This is a genomic window from Bacillus cereus (assembly GCF_002561295.1).
Lineage (GTDB): Bacteria > Bacillota > Bacilli > Bacillales > Bacillaceae_G > Bacillus_A > Bacillus_A cereus_S.
The window spans coordinates 16,996-42,743 of record NZ_NTUG01000016.1 but is presented as its reverse complement, the minus strand read 5'-3'; the positions used below and the strand labels follow the sequence as shown (position 1 = coordinate 42,743).

Here is a 25,748-nt window from a genome sequence, read left to right as displayed (position 1 = left end):
CTACATAGATTCAGTTAATTTAAATGTTAGCACAAATCCTATAGAAAAGCGAGAGCTGTTCCCACTGCTCTCGCTTCATTTATTACATAAACATCGTTGCAAATAGTGGTCCAAGTAAACAAGTTAAAATCGCTGTTAATGTCATTGTTACCGATCCAATAACACCTTCATGCTCATTGTTTTTCATCGCTCTCATGACACCCATAATATGCGATGCACATCCAAAACCAATTCCCTTACCAACAGAGTTTGTAACGCGGCTCCATTTCAATAGAAGCGGACCTGTAATTGTCCCTGTAACCCCAGCTACAACAACGAATGCCGCTGTTAAAGATGGAATCCCACCAACTTCCTCTGATACACTCATTGCAACTGGCATTGTTACTGATTTTGGTAAAGATGATAAAATTAAACTTTTATCTGTTCCCATAAGCGTTGCAATCACTAAATCACTTGCAATCGCAACTGTTGTTCCGACCAATACACCGCCTGCAATCGGCACAATGTATTTTTGCAATACATGGCGCTGTTTATATAATGGAATTGCAAATGCTACCACACCTGGTCCAAGCAGTTCGGAAATCCAGCCACCACCACTTTGCATGTACGTTTGATATGGTATATCCAGCACAAGTAATAAAACAATCATTAATGCTGTTGCTACAAGCATTGGAATGGTAAATGGTGTTGGTAATACTTTATAAATCTTTTTAGATAATTGATATAATAACAATGTAAGAATAACCCAACCAATTCCGATTAATATTTGGCTCATCGCGTTTCTTTTTCCTTTCTATTCGCAAGATATTGTCCTGTATGTCCTGCGACAATAATAATTAAAAATGTGCTCGCTACAATTGTAATGAAAAGAGAAATTCCTTTACTCATAAAAAAAGCACCGTAATTCATTAAGCCAATCGTTGGCGGAATCAATAAAAACGGCATAATAGCAACGAGTGTTTCTGCTCCTAAATCAAACCATTTCACTGGAAGAACCTTAAGGCCTAATAAAACAAGTAATAGAAACATCCCAATCAAACTTCCTGGAATTGGAATATCTAACATTTCTTGTACCCATGTTCCAATCATGTAAAACACGTAAAGAGCTGCAACTTGGACAATAATCTTTGTAAACTTCATGTTCATCATCCCTCATGTTTATACGATCTTCTACTTTATATCCTTATCATAGTATAAATTGTAAAAACCTGCAATTTGGCAACTTGACAGCAAAAAGACCATATGTTATACGCTTACACCCTTGGTATGACTGCATTTCCAATCGAAATTTATGTCAAAAACCTTGACCTAAAATAAAAAGTTTATATTTTCTGAATTTTAATATTGATATTTCAGAAAAATAAATCACCATTAAATAAATTCTATTCACTTTTAAACATCATATATATTACTCATACCCTCCAATTTACTTTCAACTGCATTATTAATTGACGATGCTCCTATCATTCTCAGCCAATTGAAAGGATAGGTGATGGACATATGACCAAAAAAGTTTTGTTTTTTAGTGATGCTGGTATTGATGACGCCATTACCTTAATACTTGCACGCTTCTCAAACGAAATTGAAGTTATTGGTGCTGTCGCAGACTATGGAAATGTTTCAAAGGAGATCGCCTCTAAAAATTTGTATTATTTAATACACGAAGTAGGCGGAATACCTATTCCTTTAATTGGCGGTGCAGAAAGTCCTCTTACTAGTGCTGTTCCTACCTTTTATCCAGAAGTACATGGTGTACATGGGCTAGGCCCTATCATCCCTAAAGAAAATAAACATGCTAAAAAATTAGAGAATTTCTTTGAAGTCGTTAAGCTTATTCAGCAATATAAAGATGACCTCGTTATTGTCAATACCGGAAGACTTACTTCACTAGCAGTGTTATTTGTTTTATATAAAGATTTAATGAAAGAAGTAAAATCCTACTATATAATGGGTGGTTCCTTTTTACATCCTGGTAATGTGACCACTGTAGCAGAGGCAAATTTCTACGTTGATCCTGTTGCGGCTAATCTTGTTTTCACATATGCTCAAAATGTTTCTGTATATCCATTAAATGTGACACAATATGCCCTTATTACTCCTGAAATGGTGAATTATGTTGATGCCAAAGGGAAATCAAAACTCACAAAGCCACTGCTGGACCACTATTATTATAATTTTTACAAAAAACTATTTCCAAAATTAGAGGGGAGTCCTGTCCATGATTTAATGCCTTTTATGGCATTGCTTGATGATAAGATGTTCACGTATCATCATTCCCCAATTTATGTAAATACAGAAGACTTATCTCGGGGAGAATCAATTGCTGATTTCCGCTCTTCTATCAAGGAAGCTCCTTTTATCGATAGGCCAACTCAACGAATCGCTATCGACTTTGACTATTCTCTTTTCTTCAAACACTATATGTCCATCATGACGGATGAAGCATTTTAATATAAAAAAAACAGACCGTGATTTCTCACGGTCTGCCTTTATTTTCTACAATTATTTTTTTAGGTTGTAGAAAGATTTTAAACCATCGTAAACAGCGATTTCGCCTAGTTCGTCTTCGATGCGTAATAATTGGTTGTATTTCGCAATACGGTCAGTACGGCTCATAGAACCAGTTTTGATTTGGCCAGCGTTAGTTGCAACTGCGATGTCAGCGATTGTAGCATCTTCAGTTTCACCAGAACGGTGAGATACAACTGCTGTGTAACCAGCACGTTTAGCCATTTCGATTGCTTCGAAAGTCTCAGTTAAAGTACCGATTTGGTTAACTTTAATTAAGATTGAGTTAGAGATACCTTTTTCGATACCTTCAGCAAGTTTTTGTGTGTTTGTTACGAATAAATCGTCACCAACTAATTGAACTTTTTTACCAAGACGCTCAGTTAATAACTTGTGGCCATCCCAGTCGTTTTCGTCTAAACCATCTTCGATAGAGATGATTGGGAAGTCGTTGCAAAGACCTTCATAGAAATCAACCATTTCTGCAGAAGTTAGGACACGTCCTTCGCCTGCAAGGTCATATTTACCAGTTTCTTTGTTGTAGAATTCAGAAGAAGCAACGTCCATTCCTAAGAATACGTTCTCGCCAGCTTTGTAACCAGCTTTTTCGATAGCTTCGATGATTACTTCTAATGCTTCACGGTTAGAACCAAGGTTTGGAGCGAATCCACCTTCGTCACCTACTGCAGTGTTAAGACCTTTGTCATGTAATACAGCTTTTAATGCATGGAATACTTCAGCACCCATACGGATTGATTCTTTGAATGTTGGAGCACCAACTGGTAAGATCATGAACTCTTGGAAGTCAACGTTGTTATCAGCGTGAGAACCACCGTTGATGATGTTCATCATTGGAGTTGGTAATTGTTTTGCATTGAATCCACCAAGGTAACGGTATAATGGAAGACCTACGAAGTCAGCTGCTGCGTGAGCTACTGCCATAGATACACCAAGGATAGCGTTAGCGCCTAATTTACCTTTGTTTGGAGTGCCATCTAATTCGATCATAGCACGGTCGATACCAGCTTGGTCAGTTACATCGAAACCAACGATTTCTGGAGCGATTGTTTCGTTTACGTTGTTTACTGCGTTAACAACACCTTTACCAAGGTAACGAGATTTGTCACCGTCACGTAATTCTACTGCTTCGTGCTCACCAGTAGATGCACCACTTGGTACGATAGCGCGTCCGAATGCGCCGCTTTCTGTGTAAACTTCTACTTCTACAGTTGGGTTACCACGAGAATCAAGGACTTCGCGAGCATAAACATCAATAATTGTTGACATAATATTTTCTCTCCTTTTATATATACAATTTAATTATTTAATAATTGTTTTACCTGTCATTTCTTTCGGCTGTTCCACATTTAAAAGTGTAAGCATTGTTGGAGCGATATCTCCTAAGATGCCACCTTCACGTAATTCAACATCATTTTTCGTAACGATGAAAGGAACCGGGTTCGTTGTATGAGCTGTCATTGGTCCACCATCAGCAGTTAACTCCTGATCAGCATTACCATGGTCAGCAGTAATAAGTGCTACACCATCTTTTGCAAGAATCGCTTCTACAACTTTTCCTAAACATTCGTCAGTTGCTTCTACTGCTTTAATTGTTGGTTCCATCATCCCAGAATGGCCAACCATATCACAGTTTGCAAAGTTAAGAATGATAACATCATGTTTATCATTTTCGATTTCATTTACTAAAGCGTCGGTTACTTCGTAAATGCTCATTTCAGGTTTCAAGTCATACGTTGCAACCTTCGGTGAGTTAATTAAGATACGCTCTTCTCCTGGGAATTCAGCCTCACGACCACCGCTAAAGAAGAATGTAACGTGCGGATACTTTTCAGTTTCCGCGATGCGAAGTTGTTTTAATCCCGCTTGCGCAACAACTTCACCTAAAGTGTTATCAAGGTTCATTGGCTTAAATGCCACGTAACCATCTACAGTTTCACTGAAGTGTGTCATACAAACGAATTCAGGAATGTGAGGTACTTTTTCACCACGATCGAACTCACGGAAGTCTTCGTTTGTAAATACACGAGCAATTTGAATTGCACGGTCTGGACGGAAGTTATAGAAGATAACTGCATCATCATTATTGATTGTTGCAACTGGCGTGTCATCTTCGTTAACAATTACAGACGGCAATACGAATTCATCGTAGATACCATTTGCATAAGAGTCTTCTACACACTCTTCTGCTGATTTATAAGTAGGGCCTTCACCATTCACCATAGCACGGTAACATTTTTCTACGCGATCCCAACGCTTGTCACGGTCCATGGAGTAATAACGACCAGAGATAGTCGCGAATTGTCCTACTCCTGTTTCTTTAATTACTTCATTTGTTGCATCGATATAACCTTTTGCTGTTTGTGGTCCAACATCGCGGCCGTCTAAGAATGCATGGATATAAACTTTCTCCACGCCTTCTTTTGCTGCTAAGCGAAGAAGAGCAAACATATGGTTCATGTGACTGTGCACACCACCATCAGAAAGTAAACCGAATAAATGAAGAGCAGTACCTTTTTCTTTCACGCTTTTAATTGCATTTTGGAACGTTTCGTTCTTATCGAACTCACCTTCACGAATTGCAACGTTTACGCGTGTTAAGCTTTGATATACTACGCGGCCAGCACCGATATTTAAGTGACCAACCTCAGAGTTACCCATTTGACCTTCTGGAAGACCTACCGCCTCACCACAAGCTGTAAGCGTTGTGTGAGGGAATTTGTTCCAGTAACCGTCGAAATTAGGTTTCTTAGCTTGTGCTACAGCATTCCCGTAAGTTTCTTCACGTAGTCCGAAACCATCAAGAATAATTAAAGCTGTTGGCTTTCTCATTTTACCGCCCCCAGAAGACCTAAGAACGAAGCAGGCTCTAAGCTAGCACCGCCAACTAAAGCGCCGTCGATGTCAGATTGTGCCATATACTCTTTAATGTTTTCTGGTTTTACGCTACCGCCGTATTGAATACGAACAGCTTCTGCAGCTGCTGGAGAAACAGCTTCTGCAACAACTTTACGGATGTGCGCACATACTTCGTTTGCATCTGCAGAAGAAGAAGATTTACCTGTACCGATAGCCCAGATTGGCTCATAAGCGATAACAGTTGCTTTCACTTGCTCTTCTGTTAAGCCTGCAAGTGCTTTTGTCACTTGACCTGCTACTAGATCAAATGTTTTTCCGCTTTCGCGCTCTTCTAAAGTCTCACCACAACAAACGATTGGTGTTAAACCATGTTCAAATGCTGCAAGAGTCTTTTTGTTTACTGATTCGTCTGTTTCAGCAAACATTTCACGACGCTCAGAGTGGCCAAGTACTACGTAGCCTACTTTTAAGTCGCTAAGTGCTACTGGGCTAATTTCGCCAGTGAATGCACCATTTTTTTCGAAGTGCATGTTTTGTGCACCTACTTGTAAGTCAGTTCCTTCAGTCGCCGCTACAAGACGCTCTAAGAAAAGAGCTGGAGAGCAAACTACTGCATCAACAGCTGAAGCTGCTGGGATTTGACCTTTTACTTCCTCTACGAAGCTAACTGCTTCAGATAGAGTTTTATTCATTTTCCAGTTACCTGCGATAATTGGTTTACGCATGCTTTGCACCGTCCTTTTTCTTTGGCTGCTACTTATTTGTCGTTAAGACAAACTACACCTGGAAGCTCTTTACCTTCCATGAATTCTAATGACGCACCGCCGCCAGTAGAAATGTGGCTCATTTTATCAGCCATACCGAATTTTTCAACAGCTGCTGCAGAGTCACCACCGCCGATAACAGAGTATGTATCTTCTGCATCTGCTAATGCTTGTCCTACTGCTTTTGTACCTTCTGCAAATGGAGTCATTTCAAATACACCCATTGGTCCGTTCCATACAACAAGCTTAGAGTTTTTAATTACATCAGCATAAATTTCAGATGTTTTTGGTCCGATGTCTACGCCTTCCCAATCAGTAGGAATAGAGTCGATACCAACGATTTTAGTTGTTGCAGTTTCAGAGAATTCTTCTGTGATTACAACATCAACTGGCATGTAGAAGTTTACGCCTTTTTCTTTTGCAAGTTCCATAAACTCTTTTGCTAAGTCAATTTTGTCATTTTCACATAGAGATTGTCCGATTTCATGTCCTAATGCTTTAACGAATGTGTAAGCAAGGCCACCACCAATGATTAGGTTATCAACTTTGTCAAGTAGATGACGAATTACACCGATTTTATCTTTTACTTTCGCACCACCGATGATTGCTGTAAATGGGCGTTCTGGGTTAGAAAGTGCTTTACCTAATACTTCTAACTCTTTTTCCATTAAGAAACCAGATACTGCTGGTAGGTAGTCTGCGATACCTGCTGTAGAAGCATGAGCACGGTGAGCTGCACCGAATGCATCATTAACAAATAGATCAGCAAGAGCTGCAAATTCTTTTGCTAGTTCTGCATCGTTCTTTTCTTCGCCCGCATAGAAACGTACGTTTTCAAGAACTAATACGTCGCCTTCGTTCATTGCTGCAACCATTTCTTGTACAGCTGGTCCGAATGCTTCGTCTGCTTTTTTCACATCTTTACCAAGAAGCTCACCTAAACGTGCAGCTACTGGAGTAAGACGCATTTCTTCTACTACTTGGCCTTTTGGACGGCCTAAGTGGCTTGCTAAAATAACTTTCGCACCTTGCTCTACTAAATATTGAATTGTAGGAAGAGCTGCACGAATACGAGTCTCGTCTGTTACTTTGCCGTCTTTCATAGGTACGTTGAAGTCAACGCGGCAAAATACACGTTTACCTTTTAAATCTACGTCACGAATTGATTTTTTGTTCATTGGATTTCCCTCCGACTAGTTAGGATTGACAAAACCCATTCAAAAGCTTATCACATTTGCTTCTAAAACGAAAGAAGAGAGAGAGGGAACAAACCCTCTCCCTCGTTTTGTCATTGATAACTTATAAACTTAAGAATTAAAGACCTTTAGCAGTCATGTATGCAGCTAAGTCTACTACACGGTTAGAGTAACCAGTTTCGTTATCGTACCAAGAAAGTACTTTAACCATGTTACCTTCCATTACCATTGTAGATAATGCATCGATTGTAGAAGAATTTGTGCATCCGTTATAGTCGATAGATACTAATGGCTCTTCGCTGTATCCAAGGATATCTTTTAATTCGCCTTCAGCAGCTGCTTTGAATGCTGCGTTTACTTCTTCAACTGTTACTTCTTTGTCAAGTTCAACAACTAAGTCAACAAGAGAAACGTTAGCAGTTGGAACACGTACTGCGCCACCGTTTAATTTACCTTTAAGTTCTGGTAATACTAATGCTACAGCTTTAGCAGCACCAGTAGATGTTGGGATCATGTTTTCAGCTGCTGCACGAGCACGACGTAAATCTTTGTGTGGTAAGTCTAAGATTTGTTGGTCGTTAGTGTAAGAGTGAATTGTTGTCATCATTCCGCGTTTTACGCCGAATTTTTCGTTTAATACTTTAGCGAATGGAGCTAAGCAGTTTGTAGTACAAGAAGCGTTAGATACTACGTTGTGGTTAGCTGCATCGTAGTCTTCGTGGTTAACACCCATAACTACAGTGATGTCTTCGTCAGAAGCTGGAGCAGAGATGATAACTTTTTTAACTGATCCACCTAAGTGTTTTTCAGCGTCTGCTTTTTTAGTGAAACGTCCAGTAGATTCTACTACGATTTCTACTCCGTAGTCGCTCCATGGTAATTGAGCTGGGTCACGCTCAGCGATAACTTTAATTTCTTTACCGTTAACAACGATGCTGTTTTCGTTAGCAGATACTTCTGCATTTAAAGTTCCGTGAACTGTGTCATATTTTAAAAGGTGAGCTAATGTTTTAGCATCTGTTAAGTCGTTGATTGCTACTACTTCTACCTCAGAGTTGTTAAGAGCTGCGCGGAATACGTTACGTCCGATACGTCCAAATCCATTAATACCAATTTTAGTCATTTGAATTTCCTCCTTGGGGGATTATATTAAAGGGTAATACCCTTTGTTAATTGTTTTGCTGCACCTTCGTCTGTAATTAGAATCGAAGTGTGCCCTTGCTTAATTACAGCTTGTATTGCTTTTGCTTTTGAAGAACCTCCAGCGACTGCAACAACGTGAGATACGTTTTGTAAATCCTTTAGTTGCATACCAACTGTTTGTACCTTATGAACGACATTACCTTGTTCATTGAAGTAATAACCGAAAGCTTCGCCGACTGCTTCACTTGCTTTAATCTTTAACCAATCTGCTTCTGAAGTACTTCTGCGACGTGCCATTGTTAACGCATCACCTATTCCATGAATGACGATATTGGAAGATCGAATCAACTCAAGAACTTCTTTCACGGAAGGCTCTGTCACAATGGACGCATATGCTTCGCTGCTTACATGATCTGGAACATACAATAAGCGATAATTACTCATCGTATTTTGTGCCATTTTCGCACAAATGGTATTGGCCTCTAATTCGACACCTTCTCCAATTCCACCACGCGCTGGGACAAATAGCATATGTAAATCTTTGCAATCTAGTTGCATCATGTCCGCAGCAGCAGCTAGCGTTGTTCCTCCAGCCACAGCAACGATATTATTCACTGTCAGACGGTCTTTTATACAAGTCACACAAGCGCGGCCCATCTCCAGCTTAACCCAAGGTGATTCATCACTATCACCAGGGACAACGAAAACTTCATCCAAGCCTAATGTTTCCTTAAGTTGTTTTTCTAAAACCTTTAACCCGGAAATTTCTTTCATAAAGTCTTCCAAAGCAAGAACCACTGTTGTTCCTTCTTCTGTTAAAGTCATTCCAGAAGAGGCGACGTGAACTAAGTTTTGTTCTTTCAAAACTTGCACTTCACTTCGCAATACTCGTTCTGTCATACCAAGACTTGCAGATAAGTTCCTTCTTCCAATCGGCTGCATGAGACGAATGTGCTGAAGGATTTGCATTCTTGTTTGCATAACAGGTAGCAGATCAGGTAATAATTTTTTTGTATTTTGAATCCATGAGCGCATATCTTTTCTCCTCACTGCATCGGTTCATTTTCCCTTATGGTCGTTTTGTGTCCCGTAGTGACATTTTTTGTCCCACTAGGTTTAAAAAAATAATCCCTGCTACGTGTATTATTGTAACAGGAGATAGAAACTTATTCAACTCTTAACTGCATTCTTTATATAGTTTATTATGACATCTTTGTGAATGACACCATATTCGACCTGTTTTCCGCCTATTTCCACAACCGGAATCATAATTTGATACTTTTCTAAAAGCTCATCATCTTCATATATATCTATTTCCTCAATTTCAAAGAAATATTCATGTTGCACTTCTTCTAACAACTGTTTTGCCTTCTCACAAAGGCCACAATCTGTTTTCGTATATAAAACAACCTTCATCTTCTTCACCTATCCAATTGTTTTTCGAAGAGACGAAGCAGGAATATTCATTTGCTCTCGATATTTCGCAACTGTCCTTCTTGAAATAACAATTTCATGCTCTTCTTCTAACAATTTTGAAATTTTTTGATCTGAAAGTGGTTTTTTCTTATTTTCTTGTTCTACAAGCGTTTGAATCAATTGCTTAACACGTTTTGTAGAAACAGCCTCATCTTCTGTTGTAACCACTGCATTACTAAAGAAAGACTTCATTTCAAATAAACCGTGCGGCGTTTGTACATATTTATTACGTGTAGCACGACTAATGGTAGATTCATGTACACCTAGTTCTTCTGCTACTTCTTTTAAAGAAAGTGGCTTTAAATACTCCGGCCCTTTCCAAAAGAAATCGCGCTGTTTCTTCATTATAATTTCCATTACTTGCAAAAGCGTTTGTTTTCGTTGTTTTAAGCTACGCATAATCCACTGTACATGCTGATACTTCTCAGATACATAGGAGGCAACTTCACTCTCACTATTATGAAGAAGCGCACTATACTCCGAATGAATTTCAATTCTCGGCATATTACGTTCATTCATTTGTAGCACAAGGCGATCCTCTTCTTTTTTCACAGCCATATCAGGAACAATATAATGCGGCTTCTCAGAAGAAAATGCAAGCCCCGGTTTTGGCTGAAGTGATGTAATACAATCTACAGCCGACTGTAATTCCTCATTACTACATTTCATAAGGTGGGCAAGCTTTCGCCAGTCTTTCTTAATAAAATACGCAAAATATTCATCCACAATCATTTCTGAAAGTACATCTCTTTTTTGTAAGCGCTTCAATTGAAGTGATAGACACTCCTGAATATTACGCGCTCCCACCCCTGCTGGCTCTAGCGACTGAACAAGCTCCATAGAATGTTCTACTACATCAATAGGTGCCGCCACTAACTCTGCTAATTCTTCATTCGTTTCCTGTAAATAACCATTTCCATCCATGTTCATAATGATGAAAGAAGCTGTTTTCCGCTTTTCTTCATCTATTTTATAATACTGTAATTGATCTAATAAATGTTGCTGAATCGACGTAGAATCTACACTGTAAATCTCCATTTGGTTATCGACTTGCTTGCTTGTACTTGTACTTGTACTTTTGCTTGAACTCTTTTTCTTTTCCCTCTCAAAGCCATTTAACTCAATAAGGGGATTCTCCATCGATTGCTCATACAAAAACTCCGATAATTCCTGCACATTATATTGAAGCATTGTAATCGCTTGTCTTAACTCTTGTGTCATGGCCAAACGTAAACTTTGTTCTTGTAAAAGACTTGCCTTCAATCTAATCTCCCCCTTGTTTCTATTGTACAATAAGTTTCCTAAAAGGAGAATCCTGTGCAGATACCCTTTCCAAAATATTATTAATTTATATGTATTAATGATATTTACATCTTACAACTGCAAAGTGAATAATATTGAAGGAAAATAATAAAAAGTATGTAAATAAAAATTAAAAACCTTTCTTTTTTTGAGTGGAAAAGAGGATCCGATCATGCATAGCAGCGGTCAGGGCCCCATTTCGCCCCATGCCTCGTTAAAACAGAAAGATATAACGAGCAAAGATCTCTTTTTGTTTCCATAGCCGTGAGTTAGGTGACGGGAAGTTGAAATAAATTGACGAAATGACCTAAAACCTTTCCTTTTGGGGTGGAAAAGAGCATCCGATCGTGCGTAGATACAGTCAGGGCCCCATTTCGCCCCATGCCTCGTTAAAACAGAAAGATATAACGAGCGAAGATTTTTTTGTTTTCATAGAAGTGACGTATACGTTTGAAAATCAAAATAACTAAACAGAAGTTTTTATTACCTAATACCAATACTAACTCTTATAAGTAGATATAACAAGATAAAATCGCTTGTGACGAGATAATCATTGTGTATATTGTCGAACAGTCGATATGGTGTGCCGAATCACCTATATATCTTGATAAGCGCTCAATAAAAAAAGTCCTAACTTACAAATGTAAGTTAGGACTTTTTAACGCGCCCAGAGGGATTCGAACCCCCGGCAGACGTGGTACCGGAAACCACCGCTCTATCCGACTGAGCTATGGGCGCATGAATAATATATTGGTAATTATATCTTCTTATTTCCATGTACGCAACTACTATCATACAAAAAGAACCTGTATCATTTCTTCAAAAACAACACAACAAACCTAAATTTGGAAATTATATTTTCGCCTCTATTCACAAATTATAATCTTTGAATTGATATTCCAAAGGAGGCTTCACTCAATGACTGTAATTACAAAATTAAAACAAACGGTTTCTGGGTTAAAAAGTGCACAAGCAAGTTTAGAAGGGTTCGCTCTTGATACGGATAACCAACAAGCAAAGCAACTTTTTCAAACGGCTGCACAACAGACGCAATCAATCATTGATTCTTTAAACCCACGTGTCGAAGAAGTTCAACAAGAAGAGCCTCAATACGGTCAACAATAAGTAAAGCTTTCGTCTTACATGATGATATGCACTTTACAATGAATTGAAAAAGGATGATTCCATATCATCCTTTTTCAATCAAATTACATAAAGCAATAGAAATGGAATGATTGTGATGCGAAAACTTAGCACAATTACCGTGCTATTCATACTCTTACTGGGTGTAACAACAGGATGTACCAGCCCTTTAGATAAAGAGGTAAAACAAGAAACCGATAAAAAAACGAAGAAAAAAGAAGAACCAAAGTTAACGAAGGTAAGTATGGAGGAATCTTTTAATCAATCTATATCACATGACGCGAAAAAAAGAGTACTTGCCATGGAGGAAATACTGGAAGCTAGAGCCGCTAACTCCAACACAGATCTTTACATAGCTGTTAAGCCGGAGCATCATGAACGGCTTCAGTTAAAATCATTAAAAACAAAAATCAAAAAACAATTGAAAGACGAAAATCCAACTTTCGATATTTATGTAAGTACTGATCGAAAAATTTTTATGTTATTAGATAAAATGGAAACCAAAATTAAGAAAAAAGAAGCAGACAAAGCATACATTAAAAAACAATTCAAAACAATTCACGCAGAAATGAACTCCGATACTTAATTGTACGTTCTCTAAAGGAAAAGGAAGGATTCACATGCCAAGTAAAGATAAAGACCTCACACCAGTACAACAAGAATATAAAAAGTTTGAACAACAACGCGAACCAAAGAGACCCGTTTTAAAAAATTGCATAAAAGCTTTCTTTGTAGGTGGGTTCATTTGCTTCATCGGGCAACTTATCTCTACCTTCTACATCACATATTTTGATTTCACAGAGCGTTCAGCAGGAAACCCGACAGTTGCAACACTGATCTTTATTTCTATGTTACTTACAGGCTTTGGAGTATATGACCGCCTTGCGCAATTTGGAGGTGCTGGTACAGCAGTACCTGTTACCGGATTTGGAAATTCTGTTATATCAGCTTGTATCGAACATAAGACAGAAGGTTTCGTCCTTGGAGTCGGTGGCAACATGTTTAAATTAGCCGGATCTGTTATTTTATTTGGTGTATTCGCCGCTTTTGTTATTGGCCTGATTAAAACCATTCTCATCCAGTTAGGAGGAATGTAAATGTTACAAGGACACCGAACATGGGTATTTGAAAATAAGCCGGTTATCATCTCAACAGGAGTTATCGGTGGACCATTCGAAGCAAAAGGAAAAATTCCTGAAGACTTTGATGCCCTTCATGAAGATTTATGGCTTGGGCAAGATTCTTATGAAAAAGCACATAAAGTGTTATTTGAAGAAGCTTGCAGTCGCGCAACTGAAAAAGCAAAGCTTCGAAAAGAAGATATTCAGTTCATTTTAGCAGGTGACCTTATCAATCAAATCACCCCCTCTAGCTTTGCTTGCCGTACACTCGGTGCTCCCTATATTGGATTATTTGGCGCTTGCTCTACTTCTATGGAAGGTCTTGCTCTCGGTGCAAGTATCGTAAATGCAAAAGGGGCAAAATATTTATTAACAGGTGCATCAAGCCACAATACTGCTGTTGAAAAGCAATTCCGTTACCCTACTGAATACGGTGGACAAAAGCCCCCTACCGCCCAATGGACTGTCACAGGGGCTGGCGCCGCTCTTTTGAGTGATCAAGGAGAAGGTCCACGTGTTACATCAGCAACGATTGGACGAGTTATTGATATGGGTTTAACAGATCCATTTAACATGGGAGGCGCAATGGCTCCTGCTGCCGTCGATACAATCGAAGCTCATTTGCGCGAAAGACAAATTGATGCATCCTATTATGACTTAATCGTAACAGGCGACCTTGGCCATGTCGGACGTGAAATAGCCTATGATTTACTGCATAAGCACGGAACGAACGTAACAAGCGAACAATTTCAAGATTGCGGATTACTTATTTATAGGGAAGGTCAGCCCGTAATAGCAGGGGCAAGTGGCCCTGGTTGTTCTGCGACCGTCGTATACGGACATTTATTGAACAGAATGAAAAAAGGAGAATTCAATCGCATACTTGTCGTGGCTACTGGTGCTTTACTATCTCCTCTTACCTTCCAGCAAGACGAGTCTATTCCGTGTATCGCTCATGCCGTATCAATTGAATTTGGAGGTGTACAACAATGATCTTTTTCTGGGCTTTTGTCATCGGTGGGCTCATCTGCGTAATAGGACAACTTATGTTTGACGTCGGTAAACTTACGCCTGCTCACACAATGTCAACACTCGTTGTTGCTGGTGCGATACTAGATGGATTCGGTTTATACGAGCCTTTAATTGATTTCGCGGGGGCTGGCGCAACAGTTCCCATTACAAGTTTCGGAAATGCCCTTGTTCACGGAGCTATGGCTGAAGCAGCTAAACATGGCATTGTCGGGGTTATAACCGGGATGTTTAAAGTAACAAGCGCTGGTATATCTGCTGCTATTATCTTCGGATTTATCGGGGCATTATTATTTAAACCAAAAGGATAAGAGGTGTTCTCATGACTGTTATTGCCAGTGTAAAAACGTGTCTCGCCAGTTTAAAAAGTGCACAAGCAGGTTTAAGTACCCTTTCACAAAATGCCGCTGAAGAAGAAGCAAAACGAGTCTTCCATGAATGCATGTTGGAAATGGACAGTGTAATCGCTGACCTTAACAATAGAATTTCAGTATTAGAACGAGAAGAACCACAATATAAAGGATTTTAGCTGAACAGGAGGGAATAAACTATGCCTCATGTACCAGATTGGCTGCTTGTCATTATACGCTCCTTCGCTATTTTAATTATTTTATTTTCAATGACAAAATTGCTTGGGAAAAGGCAAATTTCACAGCTTTCATTTTTTGAATACGTTGCAGGTTTGACAATCGGTAACATCGCTGCTGAAGTTACAACAGGACTAGAGCGAAACTTTTGGCATGGTGTTTCTAGTATGCTTATTTTTTCTCTCGTTCCATTTTTCGCAGGTATGGTTGCTTTAAAAAACAAGCGACTCAGAAATTTCATTGAAGGAAAGGCGACTATTTTTATAAAAGATGGAAAAGTTCTTGAAGATAATTTAAAAAAAGAGAATTATACTATCGATGAATTATTGGAGCTTCTTAGAAAGAAAAATGCATTTAACATAGCTGATGTTGAGTTTGCTGTATTGGAATCGGGCGGGGAACTAAATGTCCTATTAAAAAGAGACAAACAGCCCCTTACCCCAAAAGATATTGGTTTACAAGTAGCACCTGCAAAAGAAACACAGACGGTAATTATGGATGGAAACGTACTAGATGAACCCCTTTCAGCTAGTGGGCATAATCGTGCTTGGCTACACGCTGAGCTGGAAAAGATCGGGGTCGTAATAGAAAATGTGTTTATTGGACAAGTCGACTCTTACGGACAACTAACTGTCGATATATATAATGATCAAATTCAAATGCCATCTCCTCAAGATAAGCCATTACTTTTAGCTTCCTTAAAGAAATGCCAAGCAGACTTAGAATTATTTTCTCTAGAAACAAAATCAAAATCAGCAAGTCAAATGTATAACAAAAACGCAAAACAAATTGAACAGATTTTAAATAGAGTAACTTATCTCTTAAAAGAATAGGTAACAAAAGAACGCTTCTATGTGAAAAGGCGTTCTTTTTTCTTTTACAGACATATACTTCTCCTATTACGTTTAAATTTATATAATTCGGTTATGATGTTGAAGATACATAAGCAGGTAATTCCAAAAATATATCGAATAAATCATGGTACAACTACATATTTTTTTGATTTAAAGTGGTTTCGTTTGACCTTTATTGACCATAATTGTATTATAAAACTAAGAAAGCTTTTAAAGGAGGAAATAACAGATGAATTTAATTCCTACAGTAATTGAACAAACAAATCGTGGAGAACGCGCTTACGATATTTACTCTCGCCTATTAAAAGACCGCATCATTATGCTTGGTAGTGCAATTGATGACAACGTAGCAAACTCAATCGTTTCCCAGCTTTTATTCTTGGAATCTCAAGATCCAGAAAAAGATATCCACATATACATCAACAGCCCTGGTGGTTCTATCACAGCAGGTATGGCAATTTACGATACAATGCAATTTATTAAACCACAAGTTTCAACAATTTGTATCGGTATGGCAGCATCTATGGGTGCATTCCTACTTGCAGCAGGTGAAAAAGGAAAACGTTATGCACTTCCAAACAGTGAAGTAATGATTCACCAACCACTTGGTGGTGCACAAGGTCAAGCGACTGAAATCGAAATCGCTGCAAAACGTATCCTATTCTTACGTGAAAAATTAAACCAAATTCTTGCTGATCGCACAGGTCAACCATTAGAAGTACTACAACGCGACACAGACCGCGACAACTTCATGACAGCAGAAAAAGCACTAGAATACGGCTTAATCGATAAAATTTTCACAAACCGTTAATATAACTAAAAGCGGAAGTGGCTTGCTCAGAATGGGAGGGGGATGGAGCTTCTGACAAAGAGGTGCTTTTTACCTCGGCGGAAGAAGCGAAGCCACCGACCATTCTAGCCGCTGGAGCTAGATACAACTAAAAGCGGAAGCGGCTCGTTTAGAATCGCTACCCAAAAAGGCTATCGCCCATGCGATAGCCTTTCTTATTGACCACTCCCCCAAATATATCAGCGATTCGATACAATATATCAACCGTTCGACAAGATTACCTCTCCTCCACCCTCTCCATACACATTCGTTTCATACAGAAAAGTGACAAACTTATTAAAAAAAGCAAATGTGTGATTTGGCTCACAATTTTATTCTAATCTTTATGTTACAGTGTAATTGATAATTCATATCATTTATTTCGAGGTGATAATGATGATAAAACAAATTAATTTTCATCATACCGTTTATGATTTAACGACTCAATATCCTGAAATTATCCCCATTCTAAAGAACCTTGGATTTGAAAACATAACAAAACCTAATATGCTGCAAACAGTTGGACGAGTAATGACAATTCCGAAAGGATGCCGAATGAAAGGTATTTCATTTGATGTAGTAAAAGAAGCTTTTCAAAATAGCGGATTTCATATTAACGAGTAGAGGAGAATCCTTATGAGCGAAATCATTAATAACAGGGAACAAAAAGATATAAATAACGCTGAGCGCCAAACTATCTTAAAGACGATTATTAAAGATCTTCATAACGGAAAAAGCATAGAAGATGTAACAGCTCAGTTTCAAGAAGCGATCGGAAATATTACCGTAGCAGAAATTTCAAAACTCGAACAGGCGCTTATGGAGGAAGAAGGAATTCCAGTTGAAGAAGTACAACGCTTATGCTCCGTGCATACAGCTGTTTTCAAAGGATCTATCGAAGAAATCCATCAATCTAATAAGCAGGAAGAACAACCAGGCCACCCCATTCATACATTTAAAATAGAAAATAAAGAAATTGATCTACTTGTGAATTTTAAACTTCAACTTCACTATGAACGTTTTGAAAAAGAAGATAGCAAAGAAAACATTTATAAATTACTAGAAGACTTAAATTTATTACTAGACGTTGATAAACATTATAGCCGGAAAGAAAATCTGCTTTTCCCTTATTTAGAGAAATACGGTATTTATGGGCCAACTCAAGTTATGTGGGGCGTTGATGATAGGATTCGTGCTGCTATTAAAGAAGCAAAACAAAAATTAATAAATTATAATCAAGATAAAAAATCAGTCTTAGACAGCGTTTCTTTCGTCATTCATGACGTAACTGAAATGATTTTTAAGGAAGAGAATATTTTATTTCCAATGGCCCTTCAAACTCTTACAGAAGATGAATGGCTAAAAATCGCTCATGAAAGTGACGAAATTGGCTATTGCTTAACAAGTCCTACAAGCACATGGAAACCTGAAAGAAATAGGATCAAAGAAGAAGCCATATCTGAAGGCTTGATTCGTTTTGAGACAGGTATATTATCTTTAAAACAGTTAGAACTCATGTTAAATCACTTACCTGTTGATATTACATTCATTGATGAAAATGATGTTGTACGCTCCTTCTCTCATGGGAAAGAAAGAATCTTTGCTCGTACGAAAGCTGTCATTGGTCGAACAGTACAAAACTGTCATCCCCCAAAAAGCGTTCATGTCGTTGAAAAGCTCTTAGAAGACTTCAAATCAGGAAAAAAAGATTGCGAAGATTTTTGGATTCAATTTCAAGATAAATATGTATATATTCGTTATTTCGCAGTGCGAGATGCAGATGGAAAATATATGGGTACTGTTGAATTTACACAAAACATTCAACCAATTCGTGATCTCCAAGGAGAGAAACGGATTCTTTCATAATTTATCTAGCATTAACAAGCAGTAAGCCCCCTACTTCAAGATTTAGAGAAAAACGAGGGGGATTGAGCCCGTCAACACAATCTATCGACCATAAACAGTAAAAAAGCTATCGCTCCATGCGATAGCTCTTTACTGTTTATTTTGTACATATGCTGCCAGCGCTTCTAAAGCGGCTTCTGCATCTGAACCTTCTGTTATAATCGTTACATTACTGCCGACTGCAATCGCTAAGCTCATAATTCCCATTATGCTCTTCGCATTGACTGTTTTTCCATCTTTCTCAATAAAAATATCAGCATGAAAACGATTTGCCTCTTGTACAAACAACGCAGCCGGACGTGCTTGTAAGCCGTTTTTTAATGCAACCTCAACTTGTTTCTGAACCATAGCTCCCATTTCCCCTTTACCATTATTTTTTTGCTACCGGTTCCCCCGCGCGTAATTTCTCTGCAATTTCATCGATTTTACGCAAGCGATGATTGATACCTGATTTACTAATTTTCCCCCCAGATACCATCTCACCCAATTCTTTCAATGTTACATCTTGATAACTAATACGTAGTTGTGCGATTTCTCGCAATTTATCCGGTAAGACATCCAGTCCCACTGTCTCATCAATGTAACGAATATTTTCAATCTGCCTTAAAGCGGCACCAATTGTTTTATTTAAATTGGCTGTTTCGCAATTTACTAAACGATTAACTGAGTTACGCATATCGCGAACAATCCGAATATCTTCAAATCTTAGCAATGCATTATGTGCACCGATAATGTTTAAAAACTCCGTAATTTTTTCTGCCTCTTTTAAATACGTAATGTACCCTTTACGCCTTTCCAGCGTCTTACTATTTAAATCAAATCCGTTCATCAGTTCACATATAGAATCATTATGTTCCTTGTATAACGAAAAGACCTCTAAATGATAAGATGATGTTTCTGGGTTATTTACTGAACCGCCTGCTAAAAATGCACCTCTTAAATACGATCGTTTACAGCATTTCTTTTCAATTAACGCTTGTGAGATATTGCGAATAAATGAAAAGTCTTCTCTCACAATATGCAAATCCGCTAATATTTCACGGGATTTCTCAACAAGCCGAACGATGTATACATTATTTTTCTTAAGTCGCATCTTTTTACGAACAAGCAATTCCACCGTCACGTCATATCCTTTTTTCAACAATGTATAAATTCTTCTTGCGATTGCCGCATTTTCTGTTTGAATATCAATTGAAAGACGACGGTTTGAAAAAGAAAGTGATCCGTTCATTCGAAGTAATGCTGATAACTCTGCTTTCTCACAGCATTCTTTCATTTCAAGTTTCGTAAGTTCTTTCTTTGTTTCGGATGCAAATGACACAGCCCCACCTCCTTATACGATATTTTGGAACAAAAAATCTTGTCCTATATGAATGAGTAGCGTTATCTCATACAGAGATAACGCATGTTTATAATAACGAATATAAAATAGAAGCTAATTTTAATGTATCATGCCTTACAACTTGATCATCATACTTTACTAATTCATCTTGAATTAAGCGAATGTCATTTTCAGCAAAGCGGTGTTCATCAGCCACAACAGGTTCAGACATTTCTTTTGCATACAGTTTACGTAAATCAGCAGGAATATCATGATTATTTACAATCGCTGTATCGATGAATGGTGCCCCAAGGTGATCATGTAAAGCCTGCACATGATCAAATGCTGTATACCCCATCGTTTCCCCAGCTTGCGTCATGACATTACATACATATACTTTTTTCGCCCTTGCAGCAAGAACCGCTTTACCGATTTTTTCTACAATTAAGTTTGGCAAAATACTTGTGTACAAACTACCTGGCCCGAAGACAAGTAAATCTGCTCGTTGAATTTCCATCAATGTCTCATACAATGGCTCTACATCACCTGGTGTTAAAAACACACGATTGATTTTTTTCCCGAAGTATGGAATTTTCGATTCACCTGTTACAATTTGCCCATCTTCCAGTTCGGCATGAAGTACAACACTTTGATTGGCTGCTGGTAAAACACGCCCTCTTACGTTTAATACCTTACTCGTTTCTGTAATAGCATGGAAAAAGTCGCCTGTAATCGAAGTCATACCAGCTAATAATAAGTTACCTAGTGCATGCCCCCTTAAACCTTCTCCAGACGTAAAGCGATGTTGAAATAAAGCTTCCACCAGGGGTTCTACATCCGATAACGCAACAAGTACGTTGCGAATGTCACCTGGTGGTGGAATTTCTAACTCATCACGTAATCTACCTGAACTGCCACCATCATCAGCCACTGTAACAATTGCTGTAATATCAACAGGATATTTCTTCAATCCTCGTAATAAAACAGATAGTCCAGTTCCTCCTCCCATGATGACAATTTTAGGTTTCCTCTCTTTTTTCATCCTTTAATGGCCCTTTCTCTTCTCCACATCACGATGAGATATATGAACGATATATTCTGGCTTCAAATGTTTTCCAAGGTATTCTGCAAGTGTCACAGAACGATGTTGCCCACCTGTACATCCAATCGCAATTACAAGCTGACTCTTGCCTTCCCTTTTATAATGAGGGAGCATGAAAGTAATAAGATCCGTCAACTTTTCTAAAAATTTATGTGTCTCATTGAATTTGAGAACATATGACGAAACTTCTTCATCCAGTCCTGTTAACGGCTTCATCTGTGGAATATAATATGGATTTGGTAAAAAACGAACATCAAATACTAAATCTGCATCAATTGGAATGCCATACTTAAACCCAAACGACATCACATTTACACGAAATGCTTGCTCGTTTTCTGTAGAAAACAGGTGAACAATTTTTTCGCGCAATTCTTTCGGTTTTAAATCAGACGTATCGAGTACAATATTCGCTCTCGCCTTCATGTCTGTTAATAAATTACGCTCAGCCTCAATTCCTTTTAACGGAAGCCCTGTTGGCGCAAGTGGATGCGAACGTCTCGTTTCTTTGTAACGCGTTACAAGCGTACTATCTTTCGCATCTAAAAATAAAATATGAGGAATAATCCAAGTACGCTCTGATAAATCATCAAGCGCTCCCCATAAATGTTCAAAGAATTCGCGGCCACGTAAATCAATTCCAAGTGCCACTTTATTCATTTTCCCTTTCGAGTCTGCCATAAGTTCAACAAACTTTGGCAATAACATCGGCGGTAAATTATCTACACAAAAGTATCCTAAATCTTCGAAACTTTGCAGGGCTACTGTTTTTCCTGCACCGGACATCCCCGTAATAATTACCATTTTAATATCATTATGCGCTGTCATTGTATCCCCTCCTTGGCGGTTTAGCTTGGATCCAATCGATATGAAAGTAATTCAAAGTCTGGTGTATATACAAACGTACCGTAGATGATTCCATTTCCTTTAATTAAATAATCAATAATGTGATAATCTCCCGGCGCCATTGCTAACTCATCAATTTTATCAAATGTATGCCAACCAATGATGCCTTCTTCGCTTTCTAATTTGTTTTCTCCTGCAAAATCTGTCGCTAAAAAGGAGAACATCATCCATTCAGAAACAACTTTATCGCCTTCTTGAATGACAAAAGTGAAGACTCCCTTTAATGCTGGGTTTTTTAAATAAATGCCTGTTTCTTCACGATATTCGCGGACAACGGAATCTCTCACTGTTTCCCCGCGCTCCATTTTCCCGCCCGGTGCAACCCACCAGTTCCGACGAGGTTTTTGTAGTAGGAGAACTTCATTATCTTTAATTAACACACAGTTTGTTACTCTTTGCATGCTTCTTCACCTCAGCTACTTATGACAAATTTCTTCATCACATACTTATTTCATTATACTATCAAAAACACTTTGTCACAATGAAGGGGCTCCCACCCTAATTGAACTCCCCTCCACCTAGCCCTGTAAGCTTGTGGTGGGAAATCTCACTGTTTATCACCTGGAAAAATATACAAAAAAAGAGTGGTTTTCTTTAAAAAAGAAAAAATCGAGAAGACCCCATCCTCACTTCATGTAGAGGATGGGGTCTTCTCGTTTAAAATGATTAAAAACCTTATAATTTCTATATCTTATAAAGTGAAACTTTTAACAACAGTAGCCATTTCTCTTTTACTCATTATTCGGTAAGTCCACTCTAAAAAAAGAGGGCCGTAATCCTTATTGATCATCCACGATAATATACGCTGTTCTTATTGGCCCGTGTACACCTACAACGAGATTCATTTCAATATCCGCACTATTTGACGGACCAGAAACGAAATTCAAGCAAGCTGGCAATTTATCTCCCGCTTTATTTTGATGGTGAATGACTTTTGTAGCCTGGGTTAACCTTGGCACAATCGTACTTTTAGGAACAATTGCAATATATGACTCAGGAAGAAGACTAACATGCCTTCCTTTTAACCCATCATTGAATAAAACAACGGTTCCTGATTCAGCAAGAGCGATATCACTAAATGTAATGCCAAGATCAGCCCCTTTCGCAAATGTTATGTTCTCTTCTTTATGATCTAAGCCCCACTTACGAAATTGTATTGTACCTTCATTGCTTACAAATTGACTGAGACCATATTCCTTGAACCGTTCATCATTAGAATACACGACAGATTGGATATTCCATTCTGTTAGAAAAGATTGTAATGTTTCAACAAGCTTGTCCTTTGTTGTCCGCTTAACTTGTGTATGAATTACCTCGCATTGCTCTATTAACTTTAGTACAAGTTCATCTTGTGTTAACCCATCAAAAACAGTCCACTGCGGGGAAAAAGACCAGTTCGGTTTTTTCACTACTTCTGGACGTTTCCTACCAAGTTTTTCTGATAATTGGAGTAAAAATTCTTCACGATTTTGGATGGCCATTATCGTTCTCCTTTACACGTTTTTTAAACCAATCTCTAAACGGCTGTTTTTCTGGAAACGGAAAATCCCTTGCATCCGTCCAGGCTTTTAACGGACCAATTCCACGCTCAATCTTATCCCCTTTTGCAAGAGGCTTTAATGCATACGGAGCGCTCTTCGCAGCAAAAGAAAACAATCTAGAGCTATTCACCGCTTTTTCAAAACCTTTCATAGCCACATTCCAAGCTACAGGTGATTGTTTCGCTTCTTCTACAATGTTGCGGCGATGTTTAATTAATAAATCATGTAACGGTATTTTCACTGGACATGCTTCCGTACAAGCACCACAAAGGCTAGATGCATAAGGTAAATCTTTATATTCATCGTATCCTCCTAGAAGGGGTGTCAACACAGCTCCAATCGGTCCTGGATAAATGGAGCCATACGCATGTCCACCGATATGCCGATATACGGGACATACATTAATACATGCCGCACAGCGAATACACTGAAGGATACTTTGAAATTCTGTCCCTAAAATATTAGAACGGCCATTATCAACAATGACTAAATGAAATTCCTCAGGTCCGTCCGTCCCACCAGGCTCGGTTAACCCTGTAATATAACTTGTTAACTTTTGTCCTACAGAGCTCCGGCATAGAAGTGTTACTAAAACATCAAGCTCTTCCCATGTCGGAACAATACGTTCCATTCCCATAACTGTAATTAACGTTTTCGGAAGCGTTGTGGTAAGTCTTGCATTCCCCTCATTTGCCACGATAGAAATAGATCCAGACTCTGCAACAGCAAAGTTACATCCTGTCACCCCTACATCCGCTGTAAAAAAATCATCACGCAAATAATCCCTTACAAACCTCGCCATTTCCGTAGGATCAGATGTTCCAGTATAATCTAACTTTTCTTTAAATATTTCACAAATGTGTTCTTTATCCTTATGAAGACACGGAACAACAATATGTGATGGAGGGTCGTGGTCGTTCACTTGCAAAATAAATTCAGCAAGGTCCGTTTCTAACACTTCTCCTCCAGCTTCTTCAATCGCTTCATTTAAACTAATCTCTTCCGTTACCATAGATTTTGATTTTACAATTTTTTTGGCATTTTTCTTTTTTACAATCCTTTTTACATATTCTCTTGCGTCTTCTGCAGTCTTCGCAAAATAAACAAAACCACCATTTTTCTCAATATTTTCACTCAGTTGATATAAATAATAATCAAGGTTTTCTAATGTATGCTTTCGAATTTCTTCTCCTAAAGCTCGCCATTCCTCCCAATTCCCAAGACTCTCAGTAGCTTTTAATTTCTTGCCTCTAAGGCCATCTTGCGCTTTCCTGACAGCCTTTCTCATGAATTGATCCCCTATGCCTGTTTCCGTACGCTTATGAAAGGGATCGTTCCCAATTTTCATTCCCATCTTTATATCCCCCTCTTATTTTCGATCTTCATTTAATACTTGAGCAATATGTTTTACATCAATTGGATAGCCATTGCGTGTTAAACGTCCTTTTATATTCATTAAGCAGCTACAATCCATCCCGATCAACAGTTCTGCACCGGTTTCCATAATATGCTTTACTTTTTCATCGACCATTTGCTCAGAGATTTCTGGCATTTTCACAGAGAACGTGCCCCCAAATCCGCAGCAATCATAATTATGTGATAACGAAACAACTTCCAGTCCCTTTACACATTTCAATAGTTTTTGTGGCGGTTCCTTAATCCCCATTAAGCGGCTCATATGACAAGATGTATGAACCGTTGCTTTTTTATGAAGCTCCGCACCTAAGTCTTCTTTCCCTAATACTTCAACGAGAAATTGTGTGAATTCATATGTTTTATTTGCAAGTTCAGTAGCTTTTTTCTTCCACTCTTCTTCACTTTCAGAAAATAAACTAGAAAACTCGTGAACCATCATAGCGCAAGATCCTGATGGTGCTACAACATATTCCGAACCAGCAAAAGATTCAATCATATGTTTTGCAGCTGTTTTTGTCTCTTTATGATAGCCACTATTATAAGCAGGTTGTCCGCAGCAGGTTTGGTCTTTAGGGAAATCCACTTCACACCCTAAATCTTCAAGAATTTCTACAACATCTTTTCCTACTTCTGGATAAAAAACATCTGCAACACAAGTGATAAATATTGACACTTTCATATTTGATACCCCCAAATAAAATAGCTCGTTAATGCGGGATAAAGCAGAAAAG

29 protein-coding genes and 1 tRNA gene are annotated in these 25,748 nt (G+C 38.4%); 11 read left to right on the top strand and 19 right to left on the bottom strand.

All coding sequences use genetic code 11. The features are described 5' to 3' along the window. Positions 1-82 precede the first annotated feature (82 nt). A complete protein-coding gene (locus CN373_RS12350) occupies positions 83-775 on the bottom strand; it encodes an LrgB family protein (RefSeq protein WP_000078294.1) in 693 nt (230 codons plus the stop codon). Beyond that, a complete protein-coding gene (locus tag CN373_RS12345; protein ID WP_000673210.1) occupies positions 772-1,140 on the bottom strand; it encodes a CidA/LrgA family holin-like protein in 369 nt (122 codons plus the stop codon). The genes CN373_RS12350 and CN373_RS12345 overlap by 4 nt, the downstream gene beginning before the upstream one ends. A gap of 360 nt (positions 1,141-1,500) precedes the next feature. Here CN373_RS12345 and CN373_RS12340 point away from each other — a divergent pair, with 360 nt between their 5' ends. Then, the gene (locus CN373_RS12340; protein WP_098359453.1) at positions 1,501-2,451 is read left to right on the top strand and encodes a nucleoside hydrolase; all 951 of its coding nucleotides are present in this window, start codon (positions 1,501-1,503) and stop codon (positions 2,449-2,451) included. 51 nt (positions 2,452-2,502) lie between these two features. Here the strand turns inward: CN373_RS12340 and eno are convergent, their stop codons facing one another. From eno to CN373_RS12295, 9 genes are all read right to left on the bottom strand, one after another. Next, positions 2,503-3,795, bottom strand: coding sequence for a phosphopyruvate hydratase (gene eno, locus CN373_RS12335; protein WP_000103958.1), 1,293 nt, complete (start codon positions 3,793-3,795; stop codon positions 2,503-2,505). Positions 3,796-3,828: 33 nt separating this feature from the next. Beyond that, the gene (gpmI, locus tag CN373_RS12330) at positions 3,829-5,358 is read right to left on the bottom strand and encodes a 2,3-bisphosphoglycerate-independent phosphoglycerate mutase (protein ID WP_001231157.1); all 1,530 of its coding nucleotides are present in this window, start codon (positions 5,356-5,358) and stop codon (positions 3,829-3,831) included. After that, the gene (tpiA, locus tag CN373_RS12325; protein ID WP_001231041.1) at positions 5,355-6,110 is read right to left on the bottom strand and encodes a triose-phosphate isomerase; all 756 of its coding nucleotides are present in this window, start codon (positions 6,108-6,110) and stop codon (positions 5,355-5,357) included. Before tpiA ends, gpmI begins: the two co-directional genes overlap by 4 nt. A 32-nt stretch (positions 6,111-6,142) precedes the next feature. Beyond that, positions 6,143-7,327 (bottom strand): phosphoglycerate kinase, encoded by a 1,185-nt coding sequence (locus tag CN373_RS12320; protein ID WP_001036328.1) that lies wholly within the window; start codon positions 7,325-7,327, stop codon positions 6,143-6,145. A gap of 136 nt (positions 7,328-7,463) precedes the next feature. Next, entirely contained in the window at positions 7,464-8,468 is a 1,005-nt protein-coding gene (gene gap, locus CN373_RS12315) for a type I glyceraldehyde-3-phosphate dehydrogenase (RefSeq protein ID WP_000161233.1), read from the bottom strand. A 26-nt stretch (positions 8,469-8,494) separates the two neighbouring features. Next, positions 8,495-9,523, bottom strand: a complete 1,029-nt coding sequence (cggR, locus tag CN373_RS12310) for a gapA transcriptional regulator CggR (RefSeq protein WP_001258181.1) — start codon at positions 9,521-9,523, stop codon at positions 8,495-8,497. A gap of 135 nt (positions 9,524-9,658) precedes the next feature. Continuing rightward, entirely contained in the window at positions 9,659-9,904 is a 246-nt protein-coding gene (locus tag CN373_RS12305) for a glutaredoxin family protein (RefSeq protein WP_000869742.1), read from the bottom strand. Positions 9,905-9,913: 9 nt separating this feature from the next. Continuing rightward, positions 9,914-11,227 (bottom strand): RNA polymerase factor sigma-54, encoded by a 1,314-nt coding sequence (rpoN, locus tag CN373_RS12300; RefSeq protein WP_098359452.1) that lies wholly within the window; start codon positions 11,225-11,227, stop codon positions 9,914-9,916. Positions 11,228-11,928: 701 nt separating this feature from the next. Continuing rightward, positions 11,929-12,004 (bottom strand) — tRNA-Arg (locus tag CN373_RS12295). A 180-nt stretch (positions 12,005-12,184) separates the two neighbouring features. Here CN373_RS12295 and CN373_RS12290 point away from each other — a divergent pair. The 10 genes from CN373_RS12290 (at position 12,185) to CN373_RS12240 (ending at position 18,695) form a co-directional block, all read left to right on the top strand. Further along, entirely contained in the window at positions 12,185-12,391 is a 207-nt protein-coding gene (locus CN373_RS12290; protein WP_000216162.1) for a DUF1657 domain-containing protein, read from the top strand. 115 nt (positions 12,392-12,506) lie between these two features. After that, positions 12,507-12,995 (top strand): YhcN/YlaJ family sporulation lipoprotein, encoded by a 489-nt coding sequence (locus tag CN373_RS12285; protein ID WP_001228963.1) that lies wholly within the window; start codon positions 12,507-12,509, stop codon positions 12,993-12,995. A gap of 34 nt (positions 12,996-13,029) precedes the next feature. Beyond that, positions 13,030-13,506, top strand: coding sequence for a stage V sporulation protein AC (gene spoVAC / locus CN373_RS12280; protein WP_001139349.1), 477 nt, complete (start codon positions 13,030-13,032; stop codon positions 13,504-13,506). Next, positions 13,507-14,523 (top strand): stage V sporulation protein AD, encoded by a 1,017-nt coding sequence (spoVAD, locus tag CN373_RS12275; RefSeq protein WP_000938946.1) that lies wholly within the window; start codon positions 13,507-13,509, stop codon positions 14,521-14,523. After that, positions 14,520-14,870, top strand: coding sequence for a stage V sporulation protein AE (spoVAE, locus tag CN373_RS12270; protein WP_000575923.1), 351 nt, complete (start codon positions 14,520-14,522; stop codon positions 14,868-14,870). Before spoVAD ends, spoVAE begins: the two co-directional genes overlap by 4 nt. 11 nt (positions 14,871-14,881) lie before the next feature. Next, positions 14,882-15,088, top strand: coding sequence for a DUF1657 domain-containing protein (locus tag CN373_RS12265; RefSeq protein WP_000215891.1), 207 nt, complete (start codon positions 14,882-14,884; stop codon positions 15,086-15,088). A gap of 21 nt (positions 15,089-15,109) precedes the next feature. After that, on the top strand, positions 15,110-15,979 hold the full coding sequence (locus CN373_RS12260) for a DUF421 domain-containing protein (protein ID WP_001120940.1): 870 nt from the start codon (positions 15,110-15,112) through the stop codon (positions 15,977-15,979). 250 nt (positions 15,980-16,229) lie between these two features. Then, complete coding sequence (gene clpP, locus CN373_RS12255) at positions 16,230-16,811, top strand: ATP-dependent Clp endopeptidase proteolytic subunit ClpP (protein WP_001049162.1); 582 nt, start codon at positions 16,230-16,232, stop codon at positions 16,809-16,811. Positions 16,812-17,225: 414 nt separating this feature from the next. Next, the gene (locus CN373_RS12245; protein ID WP_098359450.1) at positions 17,226-17,453 is read left to right on the top strand and encodes a DUF1858 domain-containing protein; all 228 of its coding nucleotides are present in this window, start codon (positions 17,226-17,228) and stop codon (positions 17,451-17,453) included. Positions 17,454-17,465: 12 nt separating this feature from the next. Continuing rightward, a complete protein-coding gene (locus CN373_RS12240; protein ID WP_098359449.1) occupies positions 17,466-18,695 on the top strand; it encodes a DUF438 domain-containing protein in 1,230 nt (409 codons plus the stop codon). 129 nt (positions 18,696-18,824) lie between these two features. Here the strand turns inward: CN373_RS12240 and CN373_RS12235 are convergent, their stop codons facing one another. The 8 genes from CN373_RS12235 to CN373_RS12200 all read right to left on the bottom strand — a co-directional run bounded on the left by CN373_RS12235 (position 18,825) and on the right by CN373_RS12200 (position 25,696). Further along, entirely contained in the window at positions 18,825-19,082 is a 258-nt protein-coding gene (locus CN373_RS12235) for an HPr family phosphocarrier protein (protein WP_000250296.1), read from the bottom strand. Positions 19,083-19,104: 22 nt separating this feature from the next. Continuing rightward, the gene (whiA, locus tag CN373_RS12230) at positions 19,105-20,055 is read right to left on the bottom strand and encodes a DNA-binding protein WhiA (RefSeq protein ID WP_000006557.1); all 951 of its coding nucleotides are present in this window, start codon (positions 20,053-20,055) and stop codon (positions 19,105-19,107) included. A gap of 88 nt (positions 20,056-20,143) precedes the next feature. Further along, on the bottom strand, positions 20,144-21,097 hold the full coding sequence (locus tag CN373_RS12225) for a gluconeogenesis factor YvcK family protein (RefSeq protein ID WP_098359448.1): 954 nt from the start codon (positions 21,095-21,097) through the stop codon (positions 20,144-20,146). 3 nt (positions 21,098-21,100) lie between these two features. Then, complete coding sequence (gene rapZ / locus CN373_RS12220; RefSeq protein ID WP_000123973.1) at positions 21,101-21,982, bottom strand: RNase adapter RapZ; 882 nt, start codon at positions 21,980-21,982, stop codon at positions 21,101-21,103. A gap of 20 nt (positions 21,983-22,002) precedes the next feature. Further along, the gene (locus tag CN373_RS12215) at positions 22,003-22,461 is read right to left on the bottom strand and encodes an NUDIX hydrolase (RefSeq protein WP_001190078.1); all 459 of its coding nucleotides are present in this window, start codon (positions 22,459-22,461) and stop codon (positions 22,003-22,005) included. 378 nt (positions 22,462-22,839) lie between these two features. Next, on the bottom strand, positions 22,840-23,541 hold the full coding sequence (locus CN373_RS12210) for a LutC/YkgG family protein (protein ID WP_001007542.1): 702 nt from the start codon (positions 23,539-23,541) through the stop codon (positions 22,840-22,842). Beyond that, entirely contained in the window at positions 23,522-24,955 is a 1,434-nt protein-coding gene (locus CN373_RS12205; RefSeq protein ID WP_000525457.1) for a LutB/LldF family L-lactate oxidation iron-sulfur protein, read from the bottom strand. Before CN373_RS12205 ends, CN373_RS12210 begins: the two co-directional genes overlap by 20 nt. Positions 24,956-24,970: 15 nt before the next feature. Then, on the bottom strand, positions 24,971-25,696 hold the full coding sequence (locus CN373_RS12200) for a (Fe-S)-binding protein (protein ID WP_000868612.1): 726 nt from the start codon (positions 25,694-25,696) through the stop codon (positions 24,971-24,973). Positions 25,697-25,748: the final 52 nt, after the last annotated feature.

Excerpts from the sequence above, each read along its gene's own strand:
- CN373_RS12350 (WP_000078294.1), bottom strand. The coding sequence starts at position 775 with ATGAGCCAAATATTAATCGGAATTGGTTGGGTTATTCTTACATTGTTA.
- CN373_RS12345 (WP_000673210.1), bottom strand. The coding sequence starts at position 1,140 with ATGAAGTTTACAAAGATTATTGTCCAAGTTGCAGCTCTTTACGTGTTT.
- CN373_RS12340 (WP_098359453.1), top strand. The coding sequence starts at position 1,501 with ATGACCAAAAAAGTTTTGTTTTTTAGTGATGCTGGTATTGATGACGCC.
- eno (WP_000103958.1), bottom strand. The coding sequence starts at position 3,795 with ATGTCAACAATTATTGATGTTTATGCTCGCGAAGTCCTTGATTCTCGT.
- gpmI (WP_001231157.1), bottom strand. The coding sequence starts at position 5,358 with ATGAGAAAGCCAACAGCTTTAATTATTCTTGATGGTTTCGGACTACGT.
- tpiA (WP_001231041.1), bottom strand. The coding sequence starts at position 6,110 with ATGCGTAAACCAATTATCGCAGGTAACTGGAAAATGAATAAAACTCTA.
- CN373_RS12320 (WP_001036328.1), bottom strand. The coding sequence starts at position 7,327 with ATGAACAAAAAATCAATTCGTGACGTAGATTTAAAAGGTAAACGTGTA.
- gap (WP_000161233.1), bottom strand. The coding sequence starts at position 8,468 with ATGACTAAAATTGGTATTAATGGATTTGGACGTATCGGACGTAACGTA.
- cggR (WP_001258181.1), bottom strand. The coding sequence starts at position 9,523 with ATGCGCTCATGGATTCAAAATACAAAAAAATTATTACCTGATCTGCTA.
- CN373_RS12305 (WP_000869742.1), bottom strand. The coding sequence starts at position 9,904 with ATGAAGGTTGTTTTATATACGAAAACAGATTGTGGCCTTTGTGAGAAG.
- CN373_RS12290 (WP_000216162.1), top strand. The coding sequence starts at position 12,185 with ATGACTGTAATTACAAAATTAAAACAAACGGTTTCTGGGTTAAAAAGT.
- CN373_RS12285 (WP_001228963.1), top strand. The coding sequence starts at position 12,507 with ATGCGAAAACTTAGCACAATTACCGTGCTATTCATACTCTTACTGGGT.
- spoVAC (WP_001139349.1), top strand. The coding sequence starts at position 13,030 with ATGCCAAGTAAAGATAAAGACCTCACACCAGTACAACAAGAATATAAA.
- spoVAD (WP_000938946.1), top strand. The coding sequence starts at position 13,507 with ATGTTACAAGGACACCGAACATGGGTATTTGAAAATAAGCCGGTTATC.
- spoVAE (WP_000575923.1), top strand. The coding sequence starts at position 14,520 with ATGATCTTTTTCTGGGCTTTTGTCATCGGTGGGCTCATCTGCGTAATA.
- CN373_RS12265 (WP_000215891.1), top strand. The coding sequence starts at position 14,882 with ATGACTGTTATTGCCAGTGTAAAAACGTGTCTCGCCAGTTTAAAAAGT.
- CN373_RS12260 (WP_001120940.1), top strand. The coding sequence starts at position 15,110 with ATGCCTCATGTACCAGATTGGCTGCTTGTCATTATACGCTCCTTCGCT.
- clpP (WP_001049162.1), top strand. The coding sequence starts at position 16,230 with ATGAATTTAATTCCTACAGTAATTGAACAAACAAATCGTGGAGAACGC.
- CN373_RS12245 (WP_098359450.1), top strand. The coding sequence starts at position 17,226 with ATGATAAAACAAATTAATTTTCATCATACCGTTTATGATTTAACGACT.
- CN373_RS12240 (WP_098359449.1), top strand. The coding sequence starts at position 17,466 with ATGAGCGAAATCATTAATAACAGGGAACAAAAAGATATAAATAACGCT.
- CN373_RS12235 (WP_000250296.1), bottom strand. The coding sequence starts at position 19,082 with ATGGTTCAGAAACAAGTTGAGGTTGCATTAAAAAACGGCTTACAAGCA.
- CN373_RS12225 (WP_098359448.1), bottom strand. The coding sequence starts at position 21,097 with ATGAAAAAAGAGAGGAAACCTAAAATTGTCATCATGGGAGGAGGAACT.
- rapZ (WP_000123973.1), bottom strand. The coding sequence starts at position 21,982 with ATGACAGCGCATAATGATATTAAAATGGTAATTATTACGGGGATGTCC.
- CN373_RS12215 (WP_001190078.1), bottom strand. The coding sequence starts at position 22,461 with ATGCAAAGAGTAACAAACTGTGTGTTAATTAAAGATAATGAAGTTCTC.
- CN373_RS12210 (WP_001007542.1), bottom strand. The coding sequence starts at position 23,541 with ATGGCCATCCAAAATCGTGAAGAATTTTTACTCCAATTATCAGAAAAA.
- CN373_RS12205 (WP_000525457.1), bottom strand. The coding sequence starts at position 24,955 with ATGGGAATGAAAATTGGGAACGATCCCTTTCATAAGCGTACGGAAACA.
- CN373_RS12200 (WP_000868612.1), bottom strand. The coding sequence starts at position 25,696 with ATGAAAGTGTCAATATTTATCACTTGTGTTGCAGATGTTTTTTATCCA.